Consider the following 19,281-nt stretch of genomic DNA (forward strand, 5'->3'; position numbering starts at 1 on the left):
GGCTGGGTCTTGCGACCCCGCCGCGGCTGGTTCTTCAACAGGCTTCCGCTGCTGCCAGGCAACGGGCGGCGAGTGAGCTAGGTGCCCTCCTCCCAGGAGGCCAGGTATCGGCGCTGGCGCTCGGTCAGTACATCGAACGTCACGCCCATGCTCTCCAGCTTGAGCGCGGCGATGCGCTGATCTATCTCCTCGGGGATGACGTGGACGGTGTTGTCCAGCTCACGGCCGTGCTGGAGCAGGTACTCGGCGGAGAGGGCCTGGCCGCAGAAGGACAGGTCCATCACCTTGGCGGGATGGCCCTCGGCGGCGGCCAGATTGACCAATCGGCCCTCGCCCAGAATGAAGACGGAATGGTCCCCCGGCAGTTTGTACTCGACCAGGCTGGTGCGGATCTCCCGCCGCTCGACGGCGTAGTCGCGCAGGGCGGCGACCTCGAGCTCGACGTCGAAGTGGCCCGCGTTGGCCACGATCGCCCCGTCCTTCATCTTCTTGAAATGTTCGACGGTGATCACGTCGCGGTTGCCGGTGACGGTGACGAAGATGTCTCCCAGCTCGGCGGCCTCGTGCATCGGCATGACCCGGAAGCCGTCCATCACGGCCTCGAGGGCCCGTACGGGGTCGACCTCGGTGACGATGACGTCGGCGCCCTGGCCGGCGGCCCGGGAGGCCACGCCGTGACCGCACCAGCCGTAGCCGGCGACGACGAAGGTGCTGCCGGCGATCAGGGTGTTGGTGGCCCTCAGGATGCCGTCGATCGTCGACTGCCCCGTGCCGTAGCGGTTGTCGAACAGATGCTTGGTCAGGGCGTCGTTGACGGCGATCACCGGCAGACCGAGGGCGCCGTCGGCGGCCATCGCCCGCAGGCGGATGACCCCGGTGGTCGTTTCCTCCGTCGAGCCGTGGAGCTTCTCGATCAGCGGCTTGTACTCCTTGTGCAGCGTCGAGACCAGATCGGCGCCGTCGTCCATCGTCAGGTCGGGCTCCGCGTCCAGGCAGGCCCGCACGTGGCGGTAGTAGGTCTCGTTGTCCTCGCCGTGGACGGCGTAGACGTTGATCCCGTAGTCCTCGACCAGGCTGGCCGCCGTGTCGTCCTGGGTCGAGAGGGGGTTCGAGGCGCAGAGGTGGACCTCGGCGCCGCCCGCCGCCAGGGTCCGCGCCAGGTTGGCCGTCTCCGTGGTCACGTGGAGGCAGCAGGCGATGATCAGCCCCTCGAGGGGTTTCTCGGCGGCGAAGCGCTCGCGCACCAGGCGCAGGGCGGGCATCTGCCGCTCGGCCCATTCGATGCGTAGCTTGCCCCGCGCGGCGAGGCTCTTGTCGGCTATGTCACAGGTCACGGGCGGCTCCTTTAACAATCACTATCGTTGGAGTAAGAATGTGTGGGTACGCCAAGCACCTTGCAGTATAGCTCATCCCGGGCTGGACCTCCAGGGGGGGGATTAAAGCACCTTGAACCAGAAGCCAAATTGAACTAGGCTATATATGGTAAATTAGTATCGCTGGCTCATAAAAGAGCAGTATTGCTGACATATTCTGTCATCGGCAAGTGGAAGAGCGAAGTGAAAAGCTGTTCCTTTCGCATCGTTTCTTCCAACATCAGGGGAGGTTGCAATGGGCTCGAAACCAACACTCTTGATCCTGCTGGCAATAGGCGCTTCGGCATACAGCGGTGAATGGATCATCGAAACTGTTGATGAACAGGGCGACGTGGGCAGTTTCTCCTCTCTCGCGCTTGACGAACACGGTTACCCCCACATCGCCTACTTCGATTACGCGGACTGGGATCTGCGCTACGCCTATTGGAACGGTGTGGCCTGGCAACACGATATTGCGGATGAAGATGGTGCTGTGGGTTTGGACCCCAGTATCGATCTGGACAGCGAGGGTTGTCCCCACATCTCCTACCTGGATTACTCGAACGGCTATCTCAAGTACGCCCACCTGTCCGAGGGAACCTGGGAGGTCGAGATCGTCGATGATGACGGTTGTTCCGGCTGGTACAGCTCGCTGCGCTTGGACAGCTCGGGCCGGCCGCATATCTCCTATTACGGAGGTTCAACCAACAACCTCGAGTATGCCGAGAAGATCGAAGGTGTTTGGCATTTGGAGACTGTCGATGCTCAAGGCTACCGCGGTACGTATACCTCCCTGATGCTCGATGAGAACGACAATCCGCATATCTCCTACTACAACATCACTGACGAAGATCTGATGTATGCCGTGCACCAAGGTGGTGGCTGGCAGATCCAGACAGTCGATTCGGCCGGCGAGGTCGGCCGATACACTTCGATCGCCCTGGATTCCTCGGATAATCCTCACATCTGCTACTATGACTCGGGCGTCCACCATGACCTCAAGTACGCTTACCGGGAAGGTGGGCAGTGGCTGTATGAAGTCGTTGATTACGCCGGAGATGTCGGCTATGATTCATCCTTGGCGATTGACGAGGGCGACCGGCCCCATATCTCATATTTGGCCGCCCCCGATATCGACCTCAAGTACGCGGTCGATGAGGGCGACGGCTGGTGGTTGGAAACAATCGACGCCGAAGGTCGGGTGGGTTACTATACCTCCCTGGCCCTGGATCGAGACGGCAACCCGTGTATCTCGTACATGGATAACGACGCCAAGGACCTGAAATATGCCTATTGGGAGCCTGATGCTGCGGTAGACGATCTTGTTCTCGATTCCCATTCAACCGATGACGGAATCCTGCTTGAGTGGTGGATTTCGGGGATCGATCCCCATTGTATCCGGATATTCCGGGAGGTTGACGGAGGTCCGATTGCACCAGTCAGCAGGCCAGTACCAGGCAATAACCGTAGCTGGTTGGATCGGGATGCAGAATCCGGGCATCGCTATCGGTACTGGTTGTCGGCAATCTATGACAGCGGTGACGAGGTACGATACGGCCCCACTGAAACACTCGAAATGCCGCCCTTTTCATCAGGGGTGCAGATGGCCGTCCCCTATCCCAACCCCGCTCCAGCGATGGTGTTACTCGGTTTCTCTCTGCCCGAGAGCACGAATATTGAAATGACGGTCTATGATTTGGCCGGGCGTCGCGTGGAAACGCTGCGGGACGGCTTCTGTACCCGCGGGGATCATCGTTTGGCCTGGAACTGCTCGGATGACTCATGCGGTATGTATCTGATCGTTCTGCGGGTAGGTTCAGCTGTTGAGGTTCAACGAGTGTTGGTTTGTAGATAGGCGCTGTCACCGATAAACAACGGCGGGTGCGAGGCCCGCCGTTGTTGTATCGCTTATTCAGACATCTCAAACCGCGTTCTGCAGGTCCTTGACGGCGTCCGTTTTCTCCCAGGTGAACTCGGGTAGCTCGCGGCCGAAGTGGCCGTAGGCCGCCGTTTTCTGGTAGATGGGCCGCAGCAGGTCCAGGCGCTCGATGATCGCCCTGGGCCGCAGGTCGAAGACCTGACGCACCGCCGCCTCGATGACGCCCTCGTCGACCTCGGCCGTGCCGTAGCTGTTGACCAGCACGCTGACCGGCAGGGCGACGCCGATGCAATAGGCCAACTGCAGCTCGAGCTGTCTGGCCAACCCGGCGGCGACGATGTTCTTGGCGATGTAACGGGCCATGTAGCTGGCCGAGCGGTCGACCTTCGAGGGGTCCTTGCCGGAGAAGCAGCCGCCGCCGTGGGCGCCGTGGCCGCCGTAGGTGTCGACGATGATCTTGCGCCCGGTCAGCCCGGTGTCGGCCTGGGGACCGCCGAGGATGAACTGACCCGTGCCGTTGATCAGGATCTCGGTGTTGGCGTCGAAGAGGTCGGTGTCGATGACCTCACCGATGACGTGCCGTTTTATCAGGTCGCGCAGGTCCTCTTCGGCGATCTTCTCCGAATGCTGGGCGGCGATGACCACGTGGGAGACGCGCTGGGCGGTGCCGTTCTCGTACTCGATCGTCACCTGGCTCTTGCCGTCGGGGCGCAGGTGGGGGATCAGTCCCGCCTTGCGCGCCTCGGCCAGACGCTGGGCCAGTTTGTGGGCCAGGGAGATGGTCAGCGGCATCAGCTCCGGGGTCTCCGTGGTGGCGTAGCCGAACATCAGTCCCTGATCGCCGGCGCCCTGCTCGTGGTCCGAGCTCTCATCGATGCCCTGGGCGATGTCGGGCGACTGCTCGTCGATGGCCGACATCACGCCGATGGAGTGATGGTCGAAGCCCATCCGGGCGTCGGTGTAACCGATGCGTTCGACGGTCTCGCGGACGACCCGGGGGATATCGACGTAGCCGTCGACGGAGATCTCCCCGGTAATGAAAGCCATCCCCGTGGTGACCATGGTCTCGCAGGCCACCCGGGCGTGTTTGTCTTGTCGCAGGGCGTCGTCGAGGACGCCGTCGGAGATCTGGTCGGCGACCTTGTCCGGGTGTCCCTCGGTCACCGATTCCGAGGTGAAGAAGTGGTGTCGGTTGGTCATCTGAGCCTCCGTTATTAAACACCTCAGCACTAGAAAAACGTCCACTCATTATAACACAAACCGCCGGGCCCGCCCGGGCGCGTCACCCAGAGCCGCGGAGGGGCAACCGCGGCGCCGCGGGGGTGGGTTGCGCGCGGGGATCGCACGTCCGCGGACGGACGACGCCCCGGGGCGTTATCGGCTGACCACGAACCGCCGGGCCGCGGCTGCGCCGGCTCCCTCGAGGCGGGCGAGGTAGATCCCCTGAGGGTAATCCCCGATGTCGAGGAGCAGGGAATGTCGACCGGGAACGGCCTCGAGGGGCTGCGTTGAAATCCGGCGGCCGGAGAGGTCGTAGACGGTTAGCGTCGCCGAGGAGCAGCCCGCGGGCAGGGTGTAGCAGAGCGTCAGGGTGTCCCGGGCCGGGCTGGGAAAGGGCACGGCCAGGCTCAAGCGCTCCGCGGTCTCCGGCGCGACGACGTCCTCCGTCGGGCCAAATCTGTTTACTCGGCCTGTTGTGTCCGTTGCCTCGAGCCAATAAACGTAACTCTCACCGGGCTCTATGTCCCGGTCCAGCCAGCGGTTAACCGTGCCGTCGAGAGCCCCCGAAACGTCGACGGGATACTCCTGGCCGCGTAGAACGCGTAATGCGGCGGGAGGATCCCCCTCAACCCTCCAGTCGACCAGCAGGCCGCCGTCGTCAATGGTGGCCGTCAGCCTGATGTCGGCGATCTCCGTTTCGGGTTCGGCGGCGGCGACGATCTGCAGGTCGCCGTCGACGAACTGCTGCCAGGCCGTGGTCAGGCGTCCGTCGCCGGCGACGGTCACGGCGGGGTCCCAGCTCTGAGAACCGCTTTCGCTCAGCCGCTCGGGATTTTGCCAGCCGTCGTCGTACTCGCAGATGTATGCGCCGCGGTCGCTTCCATCATCGGCCCAGAAGACGCAGACCACGCCGTCGGCGCCCTCGGCCGGTCGGGGACGGTGGGCGGCCAGGCCGTCGTCGGTCAAGCGCACGGGGGGCTGCCAGCCGTCGCCGGGGTTGCGGCTGACGTAGACGGCGGTGGTTTCCTCGTAAAGGTCCTCGAAGGCGCACCACAGCGTGCCGTCGGCGCTACGCAGCAGCTCGGGGTGGGCCGGGTTGTCTGCGGTGCCGGGCAGGACCTCGGGCGCGGACCAGCCCGCGCCGTCGTCGTGGCGCAAACGGATCTCGCAGGCCGTGTTGTTATCGCGGCCCTGGTAGGCCAGCCGGAGGCCGCCGGCGCCGTCGGGACAGAGGGCGGGCTCGGCGCCCCGATCGGCACCCAGCCGCACCGGCTCACTCCAGGAGCCTGTGTAGCTGCTGGTCATAAGGTAGCAGCCGCTGCCGGTCCACTTCTGCCAGACTAGGCGCAGCTCGCCGTCGACGGCGCACAGGGCGGGGTAGAGGTCGTAGCCGTCGAGGCGGCGGATCTGCTGGGGCGTGGTCCAGCCCGCGCCGTCGTTCACGCTGTGGTAGAGGTCGTAATCGTAGGTCTCGGAGCCGAAGCGGGAGAAGACGCAGTGGACCTCGTCGCCGTCGCGGGCCAGGGCGGGGCCGTACTCCCAGTAGGTGGCGCTGTCCAGGGACGCCGGGGAACTCCAGCCGTCGGCCAGCTCGCTGACGTAGACGCTGGAGCGGCCCTGCTCGGCCGAGACCCAGGCGCACCAGGCACCGCCGGTGGTGCCGACGAGGACCGGGGCGACGTCGGAGTGGGGACTGGTCGAGACCTCGGCCCAGTCCTCGAAATTCGCGTTGCGCGGCGCCGGACGCCGCCAGCCGGTCAGGGGCCGCTCGCGACTCCCGCCGTGCAGGGTCAGGGTGCCGTCGCCGAGGATGTTTAGGCCGTAGTACCAGGCCTTGTAATAGGCGCTCATCCCCGGATAGATGTTGTTCTGGGACCAGTCTTCGTAGGCCTCGCCGATGGACAGCCCCGTACTCAGCGGAACGTAGAACTCGTCGTGGCTGAGCATCGAGCCGGTCTTGGCGCTGCCCAGGGAGACCAGGCCGGGACCTTCGTGGAAGATGTACCAGTTGCCGATGTTGTCGAACTCGACGAAGCGGGTGCAGGAGCAACTGAACAGGTTGACGAAAACGGCCTCGGGGAGCAGGGCCTCGATCTCGTAGTTGAAGACGCTGCCGGCGTAACCGCCGGGAACCTTGAAGGTATGGCCCCAGGGCGAGGAGTGACTCATCAGGTGGACGAACTCGTAGCCCTCGGTGTAGCGTTCCAGCAGGTGGTCGGCGGTGGTCGTGCCGTAGCTGTTGTAGACGGTCAGATCACCGTAGGCCTCGTCCAGGCCGTCCTCGTAGCCGTAGTAAGCCCAGTCGTCATCGTTGTAGGCCAGGGCGCGGTCGGGAACGCCCAGGCCCGCCGTACGGTATTGATGGTTCTTGGCGAAGTAACCGCGCAGCAGATCTATCTCCAAACCGAAGGTCTGTTCCCGGGCGCTGATCCGGGCGACCCAGAGCTCCGGGGTCAGGTCGCCGGTGTGGGAGTCCAGCAGTCCGTCGCCGTCGTTGTCGGCCCAGACGCCGTCGAGGTCCATGTAGTACAGGTCGCAGGGGAACTCCTCGTGGGTCAGGTAACCCCAGTCGGGCTCGTCCATCTCGAACCATGGCACCGGTAGCTGGCCCAGCAGGATGACGCCGTCGGCGCCGGCCCCCTGGATGACCGAGCGGACCGCGGCGGCGTCACCGCCGGTGTAGAGCCGCTCGTCGACGCTCCAGCCCTCGGCGGACAGATCGGCGTACCAGGTGACCAGCTCTGAGTCCAGCGCCGCGCTGAGGCGGTCCTCGACGATGACCAGCAGGTCGCCGGCGGCGCGGCCGGCGGGCGGATAGGCCCTGCGCCCGGACTCCACACCGTCGCCGTGGGCACGCTCGGGATTGGCTTCCAGCCAGGCGACGCCGCTCAGCGGCTCCCGACCGAGGGGATCGACCCAGCGGGGGATGACCGGTTCCTCGGCGACAGTGAGTCTAGGCAGAGCTGAGAAACAAACGAGAATGATGAAGCAGAAGGTCCGGCGCATGGGCTCTCCCGGGATCAAGCGGTTCGCAGGTCGGTGGGGTGGTCAAGCTATCGCATAAAAAACGGCTCCGGTCAACGTCGGGAGTTTACCGCTTGACCCCGGCTCACGGACACCGCCTTCGGCAACACCCTGGATCTTCGGCCGGGGTTGGAGTGCCCCGACCTGGATAACGCAATAATCGCTTAAGGGTCGCCCCGTGGGCTGAAACCCCTGCGGGCCGCCGCGGATGTCATTCGGGGTCGATTCGGTGACGCCCCAACGGCGGGGGAGCGGAGACCCCGCCCTACAGGGTTATCTGTTAGCGGTTGGGATAGCTTAACGCCCATGGGTCGTCATATGTGTGATTGTCTTGTCTTCACGAGAGTTGACGGGATGCCGTCACGTCACGGGCAATGGAGGCGCTGTGGCCGCCGGATCAAAGGGTAATCCCGCCAGGCGCGTCAAGTGTGCGAAGCGCAACTACCGCTATCACTAAGGTTAGGCGACGGGCGGCGGAAGTGCGAGCGCCGTAGAACAGCGCGAGTTGATCGCCGCGCTGTTGGGGCTTGAAGCAACCGCAGCCGGGAAGGCCAAGAGGGTCGGCGTCCATCCCAACACATTCGGCAAGTACTAGCGTATCGTCGCCGATCGGGAGGCCGAGCTGGACTCGATCGTCTACTTCGACGGCTGGAAGGTCTGTAACTAGCCGTCACTCAATGGATTACATCACAAGCGCATCAACCCTGGCAAGGCCCTGGTCAATGGCAGGGTGCATATCAAGGGCCTCGAGAGCTTCCGGGGCTATGCCAAACGCCGGCGAAAGGCCCACCACGGCAATTTTTAAGCGCAACTTCAGTCTCTCTATCAGGCAGATGGAGTTCAGATTCAACCAACGAAACGATCCCGGCAGGCTAGATTACCCCAACAGCAGCCTGATTGGTCCATGATCGTATGTGATCCCAAGCGGTTTTTTTAGCGATCGGTAATCGACTTTGGAGCACAGGCTCTTCAGCCTGTGTCCGCCGGGCCTCTGTTCTCGGCGATTCTATCCCGCCCTGACGCTATGTACAACGGGCGGCTGGTGACAGCCGCCCCTGCGGGTTTCTCGAAGGTCTAAGAAGCGCTCCTGTAGGGGCGGGATTGAAATCCCGCCGGGTTGACGAGGCGATATGCTCCGGGACATGTTTCGGCGCCGGTGGGGGGATCGTTGATCCAACCCGACGACAACCGTCGGGCTAGCCCGCCTCGCGCTCCAGGATCAGCGTCACCGGGCCGTCGTTGACCAGGCTGACGCGCATGTGAGCGCCGAAGACGCCCTCGGCGACCCGGAAGCCCTTGTTCCTCAACAGCTCGGCGAAGCGGGTGCACAGCGGCTCGGCGATCTGGGGCGGGGCGCTGTTGACGTAGCTGGGCCGCCGGCCCTTGCGGCAGTCGCCGTAGAGGGTGAACTGACTAACGACGAGGAACTCGCCGCCGACGTCGGCCAGGGAGCGGTTGAGCTTGCCCTCGTCGTCGCGGCAGACCCGCAGGTTGGCCACCTTGTCGGCCATCCACGCCAGCACGGCCTCGTCGTCCGTCGGGGCGACGGCCGTCAGCAACAGGTGACCGAAACCGATTTCACCGACGGTCTCGCCGTCGACCTCGACGGCGGCCCGACTGACGTGCTGGAGAACGACGCGCATACTGCCGGACTCCCGGGATTAAGCGGTTGTAGCGTTGGGTTGAGGCGTTTGATTGGGACTGCTCGATCAGGAAGGTGCGTTTGCAGCAAGGGCGAAGGACCTTCTGGCCGTGTGAGACGACGTTGAAGTCGGCCGCGGCGGCCGGGCCGGTGCGCAGGGAGCAACTGCATACCGCGTAGTCGCGGCCGCGGTGTCGGAGCCGCCGTCAACCGGGTGTTGTTGTTGCAGCAGGACTGGGGAGCGCGAGTTCCTGCGGCGGACGAAGGGGTTGAGCCGGTTCGAGCTGCACATCAGCGCCTTGCAGTTGCTCTGGGTGATGCACCCGGCGGCCTGGCCGGTCGAAGGCGTGTTCGACCTTCGCAGGGCTGGGGGCGGAGGTAGGGCGACGGCGATGGTCAGTCTCCGTCATTCTCAGGGCAGCCGTAGCAGCGGTCTGGCAAAGCACTTCAGCGTCATCAGTCTCGTCGTGTTCCGGCGCTCGGGTTGTCTGGTCGGAGCCCCGGCCGGACGCGAATCTTCGAATCTGGCGCTACGCTCGGGCAGCGTTACCGAAGACGGCCTTCCTCGGGGGTGTAAACGGTCTCGCAGTAGGGACAGACGACGACGGGGCCCTCGGGGGCCTGCTCGATGTACCGCGGGGCGACCTTGGCGCCGCAGCTGGGGCAGCGCGTGCTGACCCGGGGTGTGCGGGGGCGGCGCGGCTCCGGATGGCTGGTCCTGTGCGGTTGGAAGAAGCGGGTGGTCATCCGGAAGGACGAACCGCCCATACCCGAGCCCACCCGGCGGGCGATGCCGATGATGAAGGCCACCAGACCGATGGTGAACAGGACCCCGGCGATCCAGAAGAGGAACTCCAGGCCGGTGAAGACGCCGGCCACGATGCCCAGGGGCAGGGCGGTGCAGCCGATCACGAACAGCACGATGCCGCTCACCAGTCCCTTGTATCCGTTTCGCTTGTATCCGTTTCGCTTGTATCCGTTTCGCTCGGACCCGTTTCGCTCGGACCCGTTTCGCTCGGACCCGTTTCGCCTGGACATGTTGCCGGACATCGGATCGCTCCCGCCTCTTCGCCCCGGCGCAGGGCCGGGTCGCCGTTACCCCGGGCAATAGGCCCCCTGGATGCAAGCCGCATCTATTTTACAAAACGACGGCGGTTGTGCAAAGCGGGCTCGGTGGGGGGTTAACCCTCCGGAGGTTTTTTTGCGCCGGTCCGGGCGGCCAGCTCCTCCGGGGTGAAGGCCGCCAGATCCTCCCCCGCGTGTCGGCGCAGCCAGGCGGCTTTGTAAAAGGCCCTCGGCTCACGCTCGAGGCGGCGACGGCGCAGGAGTTGGACGATGAGGACCGTTCCGAAACCGAGGGCTCCGGCGGACATCACGGCCAGGGCGGTCCAGGCGCCCTCGACCTCGAGCATCCCGACCGTCAGGGCGGCGCCCAGGCTGAACAGCAGGGCCATCACCGGGCTGAAGAGCAGCCAAAAACGGTTGAGCCGCCGCAGGCAGGGACGGCAGTAGGCGACCTCGACGGGACGCAGGTCGTAGGAGCCGTCGTCGTCGACGGGGCGGCCGACGTAGAGGACGGCGGCAGCCGCGGTTCCCGCGCCGCAGCGCTGGCAGGTCCGCTCCTTCATCGGCGACCGAAACCGGCGAGCAGCAGCAGGCGCAGGAGCATCAGCAGGCTGGTAACCAGACCGGCGACGTAGGTCAGCGCCGCGGCGCCGAGAACCTTCCTCGCGCCGCCGATCTCGTCGGGGTCCAGGTAGCCGCCGTCGCCGAGCATCGCCAGCGCCCGGCGGCTGGCGTTGAACTCCACCGGCAGGGTGACCAGTTGGAAGACGACGGTGAAGGCGAACAGGCCGACGCCGATCCAGATCAGGGGTTCGAGGGAGAAGATCAGCCCGGCGATGAACAGGGGCAGAAAGAGCCAGGAGCCGATACGGGTGGCGGGCACGGCGGCGTTGCGCAGGTGCAGGGGGAAGTAGTCCCGGGCGTGCTGGACGGCGTGACCGACCTCGTGGGCCGCCACGCCCAGGGCGGCGACGGAGCAGGAGTGGGCTGTGTCCGGGGAGAGACGCAGCTTGCGCTTGCGGGGGTCGTAGTGGTCGGATAGCCGTCCGCCGGCGACCTCGATCTCGACATCGGCCAGTCCGGCGTCGGCCAGCAGGTGGGCGGCCGTCTGGGCGCCGCTGAGTCCCCGACGGCTGCGGATTTGCGAGTAGTGCTTGAAGCGGGACTTGATCAGGTACTGGGCCCAGAGCCCCAACAGCAGGCCGGGAACCAGCAACAGCAGTGTCCAGTCCAGGTAAAACAGCCCGAAGTACATCGGCTACCTCCGCTTATGGTCAAGACGCCCCGTGGGTCGGCCGCCGTCCCTCGTCGACGGCGCAGCCATTATACAAAACGCCGCCGCCGGAGGGGAGGTTCCCGAGCCGGCGTTTCTAGCACCGCCCTTGACCAATAGCCGCTCCACGACGCATAATAATCTATAGATTGTCAGGGACTGCTGAAGAACTCAACTAGCGGGAGGTGGGCCGGGTGACCGACAGGCGCGAATGGACCAGGCAGGGCTTGAAGGTCGTGGTGCTCAAGGGGGATATCGCCGCCCAGGAGTGCGACGCTTTGGTCAACGCCGCCAACAACCACCTCTGGATGGGCTCCGGGGTGGCGGGGGCGCTCAAGGAGGCCGGCGGACCGGACATCGAGCGTGAGGCCATCGCCAAGGGACCCATCGAGGTCGGCGCGGCGGTCCAGACGACGGCGGGACACCTGTCGGCGCGCTGGGTGATCCACGCCGCGGCGATGGGCCAGGACCTCAAGACTAACGGTGAGCTGGTCTATCGGGCGGCGCGGGCGGCGCTGGAGCTGGCCGACGAGCTGGGGGCGACCAGCATCGCCTTGCCGGCCCTGGGCACCGGGGTGGGCGGACTGGCCCTGGAGGACTGCGCCCGCTCGATGCGCGAAGCCCTGGAGGACACCGCGCCCTTCACCAACCTCGGCGAGGTCCGCTACGTCCTCTTCGGCCCCCGGGCCTTCGAGGTGTTCAGTTCCAGCTTCGCCGATGCTGTAGTCTGAACAGCACCCCTACGAAACCAGCCAGAAAACCGAGCCTTCGGGCTCGGTTTTGGTTAGTTATGGGCCTGCTGCTTTGAGGAGGAGCCAAACAAGCGATATCTAAGCTTGCTCCAGAAGCTGCTCAGATAGAGGCCGAACTGGAGGAACCCTGGTGCTTTAACGCGTCCCCAGTTGATGAGGCCGGTAATCAGGTTGCGCCACTTCATCAACCTGGGCGCCAGCCAGTTAACGAGGTTGCTTCGCCAATGGTTTTTACAATAAGCAAGGAGCTTGCGCGGGATGTAGGGGCTGGCTTCGATCAGGTAGCGTAGGGTTTTCGGCGTATAGTAGCCATTGGGATCGGTGGCGTAAAGCGGAGAATTGTAGGCATCGGCCATCCTGTCCAGATAACCGTCAGCGACGACTTTTTCATAATATTCGGTACCCGGGAAGGGCGTCAGCGAGTAGGCTCCGATGTAAAACGGTCTTTCTAGTGCGCCGATGACCTCGAGGGTGGCCAGGATATCCTCGGGGGTTTCATATATGTTATCAACCAGGGTGTCGTAGGTTTTGGTCACGCCGTACTTGGTCAGCATCTCGTCGACTTCGAGGAAGTTTTCGTTTTCCTGGAAGCGTTGATAGACGTTATGTGCCATGCGGCGAGAACCCGTTTGCAATCCCACCTCGACATGGATCAGGCCGGCGGAAGACAGTTTGGCGAGTCGCTCCTCCGTGGTGTAGGCTGGGATCAGGCGGCAGACGAAGGGTAGGTCGATGCGCTTTTTGTAGTTGTCGACGAAGTCATCGATCCATTCGTCGGAGCCCATGAAGAAGCTGTCGTCCTGGATATTGACGCCGCGGATGAAGGGCATGTTTTTCTGGGCTAGTTCCAGCTCGGTGATGCAGTTAGCGACGGAACGCCGTCGAAGATAGCCCTCGCCGTAGTGGCGCCAGAAGAAGTTGTTCATGCAGTACGAGCAGTGGTACAGACAGCCGCGGCTGGATAGCAACCTGTAGTAGCCACCCTCCCAGGTGTTGAGTCGTTTGAAGGCCGCCCAGCTCATCGGCCGTATCCCGTCACCGGAGCCGTAATAGCTGTTCTCCAGGCTGTAGTCGGGAAAGGGGACGGAGTCTAAATCGTGTTCGATATAAATGCGACCCGAGGAACGCACCGCTTCCGGATCTTCGTCGGGCAGAACGAAGCTGGGGAGGCGACGGGCGTCGGGACCCCGGTCGTCATCCAGGGCGTCTAGATAAGTTGAAAAAACGCCCTCGGCATCCGCTATGCAGACGGCGTCGGCGTGTTCCAGGCATTCACGAGGTCTGACCGTGGGATGGATGCCGCCCATAAGGACGTGACGGCCCTGACGCCGGGCGAGGTCGGCCAGCCGGATCGCCCGATAGTATTCGTGAGTCATCAGGGTGATGCCGACGACATCAATGGATAAATCATCCAGTAGCTTGACGAACCCGGATAATTCCTCCGGGGTTTCGGGGTTGATATTCTGATACGACGGGCTGGGTTTATGGAAAAACAGGTTGTAAGCCTGATGTCCATCGCGCTTGGCGATAGCTGACAGAATACGGACGTTCGGTCCGTAGGCTTGATTATCAAGACATATCAACAGGACGTTTGCCATTTACCCACTCAGATGAAATCATGGAAAGTTGACGGTGATCACACTGACTCCGGTGACGGTGCGCACGTCGACGATCTCGCATTCGCGGGGCGGCAGCCCCCGGGCCGTTTTGACCCGCATGCCGGGCAGCTCGGCGGCGTCGAGTTCCACGGGCAGGTAGAGGCGGCGTTCATCGTGCCGGCCACTCTGCAGGACGCGGGCGTTGTAGATACGTCCGTCGGCGAGATGGATGACGGCTTCGCGCATGCTCCTCCGCTGCCTTGACGGAAAGGTCGATCCGGTGCCATACTGCTTTGTTAGCTGAAGCAGTATAGCATAAAGCGTGCCAAAACGTACTGTTGGTTAATAATAAACGGCTTATGGGGATGCCGATTGCTGGAAAGTTACTAATCGGGCGGGATTGCCACTAAGCCGGTGCTACGGTGGGGGTGAAAGGTAACAACAACGGGCCGATCGGCCCGTTGTTGTTGATGGTGGAGATGAGCGGACTTGAACCGCCGACCTCAGCCTTGCGAAGGCCGCGCTCTCCCAACTGAGCTACATCCCCGGGGGTTTGTTCTGGCATGCTATGAGGGCGGATTGAGCGATTTGGACGGGGTTGGGAGATTGGTCGATCCGGATCCGTTAACTCGCGTGCTGTCTTGTCAGGTTTGGCGGACTCCAGCGTAAAGATGGTGTTTTTTGGAGCGTTTGAAGGGGGTGTCATCGCGGAAAGCGATGGTGTATGCCGTTGACGGTGACTGGCGATTTAAGATGCAACGCTTGGCGTTCTGTTGATTTCGCAAGTCGTAACCGGAGCGACCAACGGGAGCGCCGATCGCGGGGGTTGGGGTGGAACGCCGTTGACGGTGGCTGGCGCTCTGAAACAGCACTCAGGGCTGCTGGCGGAGAGGGAGGGATTCGAACCCTCGAAGGAGGTTTTGCCCCCTTACACGATTTCCAGTCGTGCTCCTTCGGCCAACTCGGACACCTCTCCGTGGTTCAAGCGGTTTTGCGGCTTAATGCGGTTATTGGGCCGTTGATTGCTTGTCGTTCATTGCTCGCTGCTCGGGGGAGGGTTACTCCCTTGCACGGTTGCCGTTCGTGCTTCTTCGGCCGGCGCGGATAGCTCTCCGTGGTGTTCAGGTAAGACTGTGATTGAGGGTTCGCGGTGCTTGGTGATTGAGGCGGTGGCGCGATTGTTGCCCGGGGTTTTCGTTCCCGGTAGCGGGTGTTGGGTTGGAGCGTCGTTGCCGGTGACCGGCGCTCTGAAACTCACTCAGGGCTGCTGGCGGAGAGAGAGGGATTCGAACCCCCGGTGGGCGTAAAGCCCACAGCGGATTTCGAGTCCGCCGCATTCGACCAGCTCTGCCATCTCTCCGCGGTAGGTTGTGTTGCTTGAAGTCGTGGCGGTAGTATAAGGAACGGGTGTGGCGGCTGTCAAGGCGCAGCTTGCGGCGGGGCGGCGAGTGGTCTATGGTTGTTGGTGTAACGGAAAGGAGTCGGGATGGGTCTGCCGCGAAACGTCAGCCGTATGCGTGATTACAGCTACCGGGTCGAAGAGGGCTATGTGCCGGGGATGCGCCGGACGGCGCGGGTGTTTACCACGGAGCAGGGGCTGACCAAGGCCCACGAGGATGGTTCGTTGCGGCAGTTGGCCGAGGTGGCCTGTCTGCCCGGCGGTGTGGGCGAGGCTCTGGCGCTGCCGGACATCCATCACGGCTATGGCTTTCCCATCGGCGGGGTGGCGGCCTTCGACGCCGGGGCGGGTTTGATCAGCCCCGGCGGGGTGGGCTACGACATCAACTGCGGGGTGCGGGCCCTGGCGACGCCGTTGACGGCGCGGGACGTCAGGGAGCGGGCCGACGAGGTGGCAGATCTGCTGTTCACGGCGGTGCCCTGCGGGGTGGGGGCCTCGACGCCGCGGCAGCTCGGCCGGCGCGATCTACGCAAAGTGCTCTATCAGGGGGCGCGCTGGATGATCGAGCGCGGCCACGGGCTGTCCGGGGATCTGGCGGCCTGCGAGTCCGGGGGCGTGCTCGACGAGGCGGACCCCGAGGCGGTCTCGGACAAGGCCCTGCAGCGGGGTCGCAACCAGTTGGGCACGCTGGGCTCGGGCAATCACTTCCTCGAACTGCAGCGGGTGGCGGCGCTGTACGATGACGAGGTGGCCGCGGTCTGGGGCTTGACGGAGGTCGACCAGGTGGTGGTGATGATCCACTGCGGCAGCCGGGGCCTGGGGCATCAGGTGTGTCAGGACACCCTGAAGCGGCTGGGCGCCAAGGCAGCGGAGGCGCCGAACCGCCAACTGGTCTACGCGGAGCTCGCTTCTCCCGCAGGCCGGGCCTATCTGGGGGCGATGTCGGCGGCGGCCAACTACGCCTGGGCCAACCGCCAGCGGATCACCGCCGCGGTGCGCGGCGTGCTGTCGCGGGTTTACGGTAGCGGTGACGCCCGTTTCCCCCTGATCTACGACGTGGCGCATAATATCGCCAAGCTGGAGGAGCACGAGGTGGATGGTCGGCGGCGGCGGTTGATCGTCCACCGCAAGGGCGCCACCCGGGCCTTCCCCGCCGGGCATCCCGAGCTGCCGCGGCGGTTGCGCGAGCACGGCCAGCCGGTGATCCTGCCCGGGGACATGGGAACGGCCAGCTACCTGTTGACGCCGCTGCCGACGGTGATGGAACGCAGCTTCGGCTCGACGGGCCACGGTGCGGGACGGGTGTTGAGCCGCAAGGCGGCGGTGCGGCGTCTCAAGGGGCGCGACCTGCGCCGGGAGTGGCGGGAGCGGGGGCTGACGGTGCGCTGGGAGGGCCGCACGACCCTGGCCGAGGAGCATCCCAGCGCCTACAAGGACGTCGACGAGGTTGTGCGGGTCTGCGAGGGCGCGGGGCTGGCGCGGCCGGTGGTCCGGCTGGAACCGTTGCTGGTGGTCAAGGGCTGAGTGGCCGGGCGGATCGACCGGCGCTGCGCCGCTTGAGCGCGGGACCGGCGGACTGGGTGGCTCATCCGTAATTGGAGTTTGCTTTTCAGGCTGCCAGCCGTTGGATTGCCCGGCGGCGGAGGCCGCTGACGCTCGATAGCCTTTTCTGATCAAGGCGGTTAGCCGCCAGGTCTTGAAGCGGCGTTGTGATGTCGGCATCCCGCAAGGTGTTCGGACCAAAGCGGACCGACAATGAGCGGTTGACGCGTTCTTCTCCGCCCACCGGAGATGCTCCGTTGTTCAGCAAAAACGCGGGGACACCTTAACGCTAATGGATCATCATATATCGTGATAATCTTGTAGCCACGAGAGTTACCGGGATATTATCCTGCCACAAGTAAAGGAGGCGATCTGGCAGATGGCTTAAAGAGTGACCCCGACAGGCATGTCAAGTGTCCGAAGTGTAACTATCGCTATCAGTAGAGGTTAGGTGAGGGGCGGCGGATGTGCAAGCGCCGTAGAACAGCGCGAGTTGATCGCCGCGCTGCTTCGGCTTGAAGCAACCGCGGCCCGAGCGGCCAACAAGGTCGGCGTCCATCCCAACCAAGTACTAGCGTATCATTGGCGAGCGTATCGCCGCCGCTCGGGAGGCCGAGCTGGACTCGAGCGTCTACTCCGACGGCTGGAAGGCCTGTAACAAGCTCTCACTCAACGGCTTCCACCACAAGCGCATCAATCATGACAAGACCCCGGTCAATGGCAAAGTGCATATCAAGGGCCTCGAGAACTTCCGGCGCTGCGCCTGACGCCGCCTAAAGGCCGACCACGGCGGCTTCAAGCACAAGTTCAGGCTCTTCATCAGAGAGATGGAGTTCAGCTTCAACCAACGAAACGAGCCCTGATGATAGACTACCTAAAAGCATCCTGATTGGTCCATGATCGTGTGTGATCCCCAAAACGCGCTTAGTTTGTTTCTGGCGTAATCGACCAACGTAAACCCTCTTCGAAAACCCTCTTTGAAAACCCTCTTTCCAGCGTCCGGCCCTGCGCGACCCAGCCTCGTCGCCCGCTTCCACCCGCGCAGCGCCAGCTCCAGTAAACCTGTCGACTTCAACGGAGATCAACGATGCCGCGAAACTACGACGTCATCGTCGTCGGCGGCGGCGCGGCGGGCTTGACCGCCGCCCTGAACGCCGGGCGTCGCGGAGCCCGTACCCTGCTTCTGGAGCGCAAGGAGCGCACCGGTCGCAAGCTTCTGGTCACGGGCAACGGCCGCTGCAACCTGACCAACGCCGTCGCCGACGAGGCGCAACACTACCGGGGCCGGGAACCGCGTTTCGCCACCAACGTGCTGGCCTCTTTCGGGGTACCGACGACGCTGGCCTTCTTCGCCGAGCTGGGCATCCCGACGGTGGAGTTCGCGGGGCGCTACTTCCCGCGCTCCCTGGCCGCGGCCGACGTGGCCGACGCCCTGCTGGAGGGCTGCCGCGAGGCCGGGGTCGAGATCCTGACCAACATCAAGGTCGGGCGGCTGGAGTCCGGTGAACTCTGGAGTGTCGCGCAGGAAGGCGGTCAGAGCTGGAGCGCACGGCGGGTGGTGCTGGCGGCCGGAGGCCGCTCCGCGCCGGGGACGGGTTCCGACGGCGCCGGTTTCCAGCTCGCCGCGGCGCTCGGGCATACGATCGTCGAGCCCCGTCCGGCCATCTGCCCCCTGGTCTGCGCGGGCAATCTGGGTCATTTCCTCCAGGGGGTCAAGCTGCCGGTCCTTCTACGGGTCGCGGAGCCGGAGCTGGAGCTGGGGCCCGCGGAGTTGATGTTCACCCATTTCGGCCTGTCGGGGCCGCTGATCCTGGACCTGTCCGTCGAGCTGGCCCGCCCCCTGGCCGCCGGACCCGTCGAGATCAAGCTGGACCTGCTGCCCGAGGTTCCCGGGGAACGGGTGGCGGACTACCTGCAACAACGGGCCGACGACCATCCGCGGCGCGAGTTGGGCAATCTGTTTCTGGGAGTCCTGCCCCGGCGGGTGCTACCGGCCTTGCTGCGACGGCGCGAGATCGACCCCCGCCAACGCTGCGCCGAGTTGACGGCCACGACCCGGAACGCGCTGTCCCGGTTGCTCAAGGCCTGCCAGCTGCGGGTCCTCGAACCGCTGGGCTGGGAGGAGGCGGCGGCGACCCTGGGCGGCGTCCACACCGCCGAGGTCGATCCGCGCAGCCTGGAGAGTCGACTGCATCCCGGCCTGCACTTCGCCGGCGAGGTGCTGGACATCTGCGGGGAGTGCGGCGGCTTCAACCTGCAGTGGGCCTGGTCGTCGGGTTACATCGCCGGCGAGGCGGCTTTCCAGCGGGGATAGCGCCCGCCGTCGAATGGTAACGCGGGAAGACCCGGCGCTCCCGCTCCCTGCAACCGGGTGGGTGTTCGGGCCCGACCTGCAGCTCCGCCCTTAGCTGAACCGCTCCGGGCACGGAGCCCCCGACCCGCGGCTAGATAGGCAGCACAACCCCGCGGGCGTTACCTAACGCCGCGAATGCCAGAAGACACGAGGCCCGGCGCGCTTGTTGCGCCGGGTTTGA

The 19,281-nt window shown here is 64.3% G+C and carries 13 protein-coding genes and 3 tRNA genes; 4 read left to right on the plus strand and 12 right to left on the minus strand.

Going from position 1 to position 19,281, the window contains the following annotated elements:
- Positions 1 to 77: 77 nt before the first annotated feature.
- A complete protein-coding gene (locus GF399_01675) occupies positions 78 to 1,334 on the minus strand; it encodes an adenosylhomocysteinase (GenBank protein MBD3399025.1) in 1,257 nt (418 codons plus the stop codon).
- Between the two features lie 274 nt (positions 1,335 to 1,608).
- On the opposite strand from GF399_01675, the gene GF399_01680 reads away from it, so the two are divergent.
- Entirely contained in the window at positions 1,609 to 3,207 is a 1,599-nt protein-coding gene (locus GF399_01680) for a hypothetical protein (GenBank protein MBD3399026.1), read from the plus strand.
- 66 nt (positions 3,208 to 3,273) lie between these two features.
- On the opposite strand, the gene GF399_01685 is transcribed toward GF399_01680, so the two are convergent.
- The 6 genes from GF399_01685 to GF399_01710 all read right to left on the minus strand — a co-directional run bounded on the left by GF399_01685 (position 3,274) and on the right by GF399_01710 (position 11,438).
- On the minus strand, positions 3,274 to 4,431 hold the full coding sequence (locus GF399_01685) for a methionine adenosyltransferase (protein MBD3399027.1): 1,158 nt from the start codon (positions 4,429 to 4,431) through the stop codon (positions 3,274 to 3,276).
- Positions 4,432 to 4,605: 174 nt separating this feature from the next.
- A complete protein-coding gene (locus tag GF399_01690) occupies positions 4,606 to 7,458 on the minus strand; it encodes a hypothetical protein (GenBank protein MBD3399028.1) in 2,853 nt (950 codons plus the stop codon).
- A gap of 1,214 nt (positions 7,459 to 8,672) precedes the next feature.
- On the minus strand, positions 8,673 to 9,119 hold the full coding sequence (locus GF399_01695) for a D-tyrosyl-tRNA(Tyr) deacylase (GenBank protein MBD3399029.1): 447 nt from the start codon (positions 9,117 to 9,119) through the stop codon (positions 8,673 to 8,675).
- A gap of 545 nt (positions 9,120 to 9,664) precedes the next feature.
- A complete protein-coding gene (locus tag GF399_01700) occupies positions 9,665 to 10,051 on the minus strand; it encodes a hypothetical protein (protein MBD3399030.1) in 387 nt (128 codons plus the stop codon).
- Between the two features lie 248 nt (positions 10,052 to 10,299).
- Complete coding sequence (locus GF399_01705; protein ID MBD3399031.1) at positions 10,300 to 10,746, minus strand: hypothetical protein; 447 nt, start codon at positions 10,744 to 10,746, stop codon at positions 10,300 to 10,302.
- Positions 10,743 to 11,438, minus strand: coding sequence for a peptidase (locus GF399_01710; GenBank protein MBD3399032.1), 696 nt, complete (start codon positions 11,436 to 11,438; stop codon positions 10,743 to 10,745). Before GF399_01710 ends, GF399_01705 begins: the two co-directional genes overlap by 4 nt.
- 326 nt (positions 11,439 to 11,764) lie before the next feature.
- Between GF399_01710 and GF399_01715 the strand changes: the two genes are divergently transcribed.
- On the plus strand, positions 11,765 to 12,187 hold the full coding sequence (locus tag GF399_01715) for an Appr-1-p processing protein (protein MBD3399033.1): 423 nt from the start codon (positions 11,765 to 11,767) through the stop codon (positions 12,185 to 12,187).
- 53 nt (positions 12,188 to 12,240) lie between these two features.
- Here the strand turns inward: GF399_01715 and GF399_01720 are convergent, their stop codons facing one another.
- The 5 genes from GF399_01720 to GF399_01740 form a co-directional block, all read right to left on the minus strand.
- Positions 12,241 to 13,806, minus strand: a complete 1,566-nt coding sequence (locus GF399_01720) for a radical SAM protein (protein ID MBD3399034.1) — start codon at positions 13,804 to 13,806, stop codon at positions 12,241 to 12,243.
- Positions 13,807 to 13,824: 18 nt separating this feature from the next.
- Complete coding sequence (locus GF399_01725) at positions 13,825 to 14,052, minus strand: hypothetical protein (protein MBD3399035.1); 228 nt, start codon at positions 14,050 to 14,052, stop codon at positions 13,825 to 13,827.
- A gap of 225 nt (positions 14,053 to 14,277) precedes the next feature.
- Positions 14,278 to 14,353, minus strand: a tRNA-Ala gene (locus GF399_01730).
- Between the two features lie 335 nt (positions 14,354 to 14,688).
- Positions 14,689 to 14,782 (minus strand) — tRNA-Ser (locus GF399_01735).
- 292 nt (positions 14,783 to 15,074) lie between these two features.
- Positions 15,075 to 15,166 (minus strand) — tRNA-Ser (locus tag GF399_01740).
- A gap of 126 nt (positions 15,167 to 15,292) precedes the next feature.
- Between GF399_01740 and GF399_01745 the strand changes: the two genes are divergently transcribed.
- Positions 15,293 to 16,729 carry an RNA-splicing ligase RtcB gene (locus tag GF399_01745; GenBank protein ID MBD3399036.1) on the plus strand — a complete coding sequence of 479 codons (1,437 nt, stop codon included), beginning with the start codon at positions 15,293 to 15,295 and terminating at the stop codon, positions 16,727 to 16,729.
- Between the two features lie 1,105 nt (positions 16,730 to 17,834).
- Positions 17,835 to 19,061, plus strand: a complete 1,227-nt coding sequence (locus tag GF399_01750) for an aminoacetone oxidase family FAD-binding enzyme (GenBank protein MBD3399037.1) — start codon at positions 17,835 to 17,837, stop codon at positions 19,059 to 19,061.
- Positions 19,062 to 19,281: the final 220 nt, after the last annotated feature.

This window comes from Candidatus Coatesbacteria bacterium (assembly GCA_014728225.1).
In the GTDB taxonomy this organism is placed as follows: domain Bacteria; phylum RBG-13-66-14; class RBG-13-66-14; order RBG-13-66-14; family RBG-13-66-14; genus WJLX01.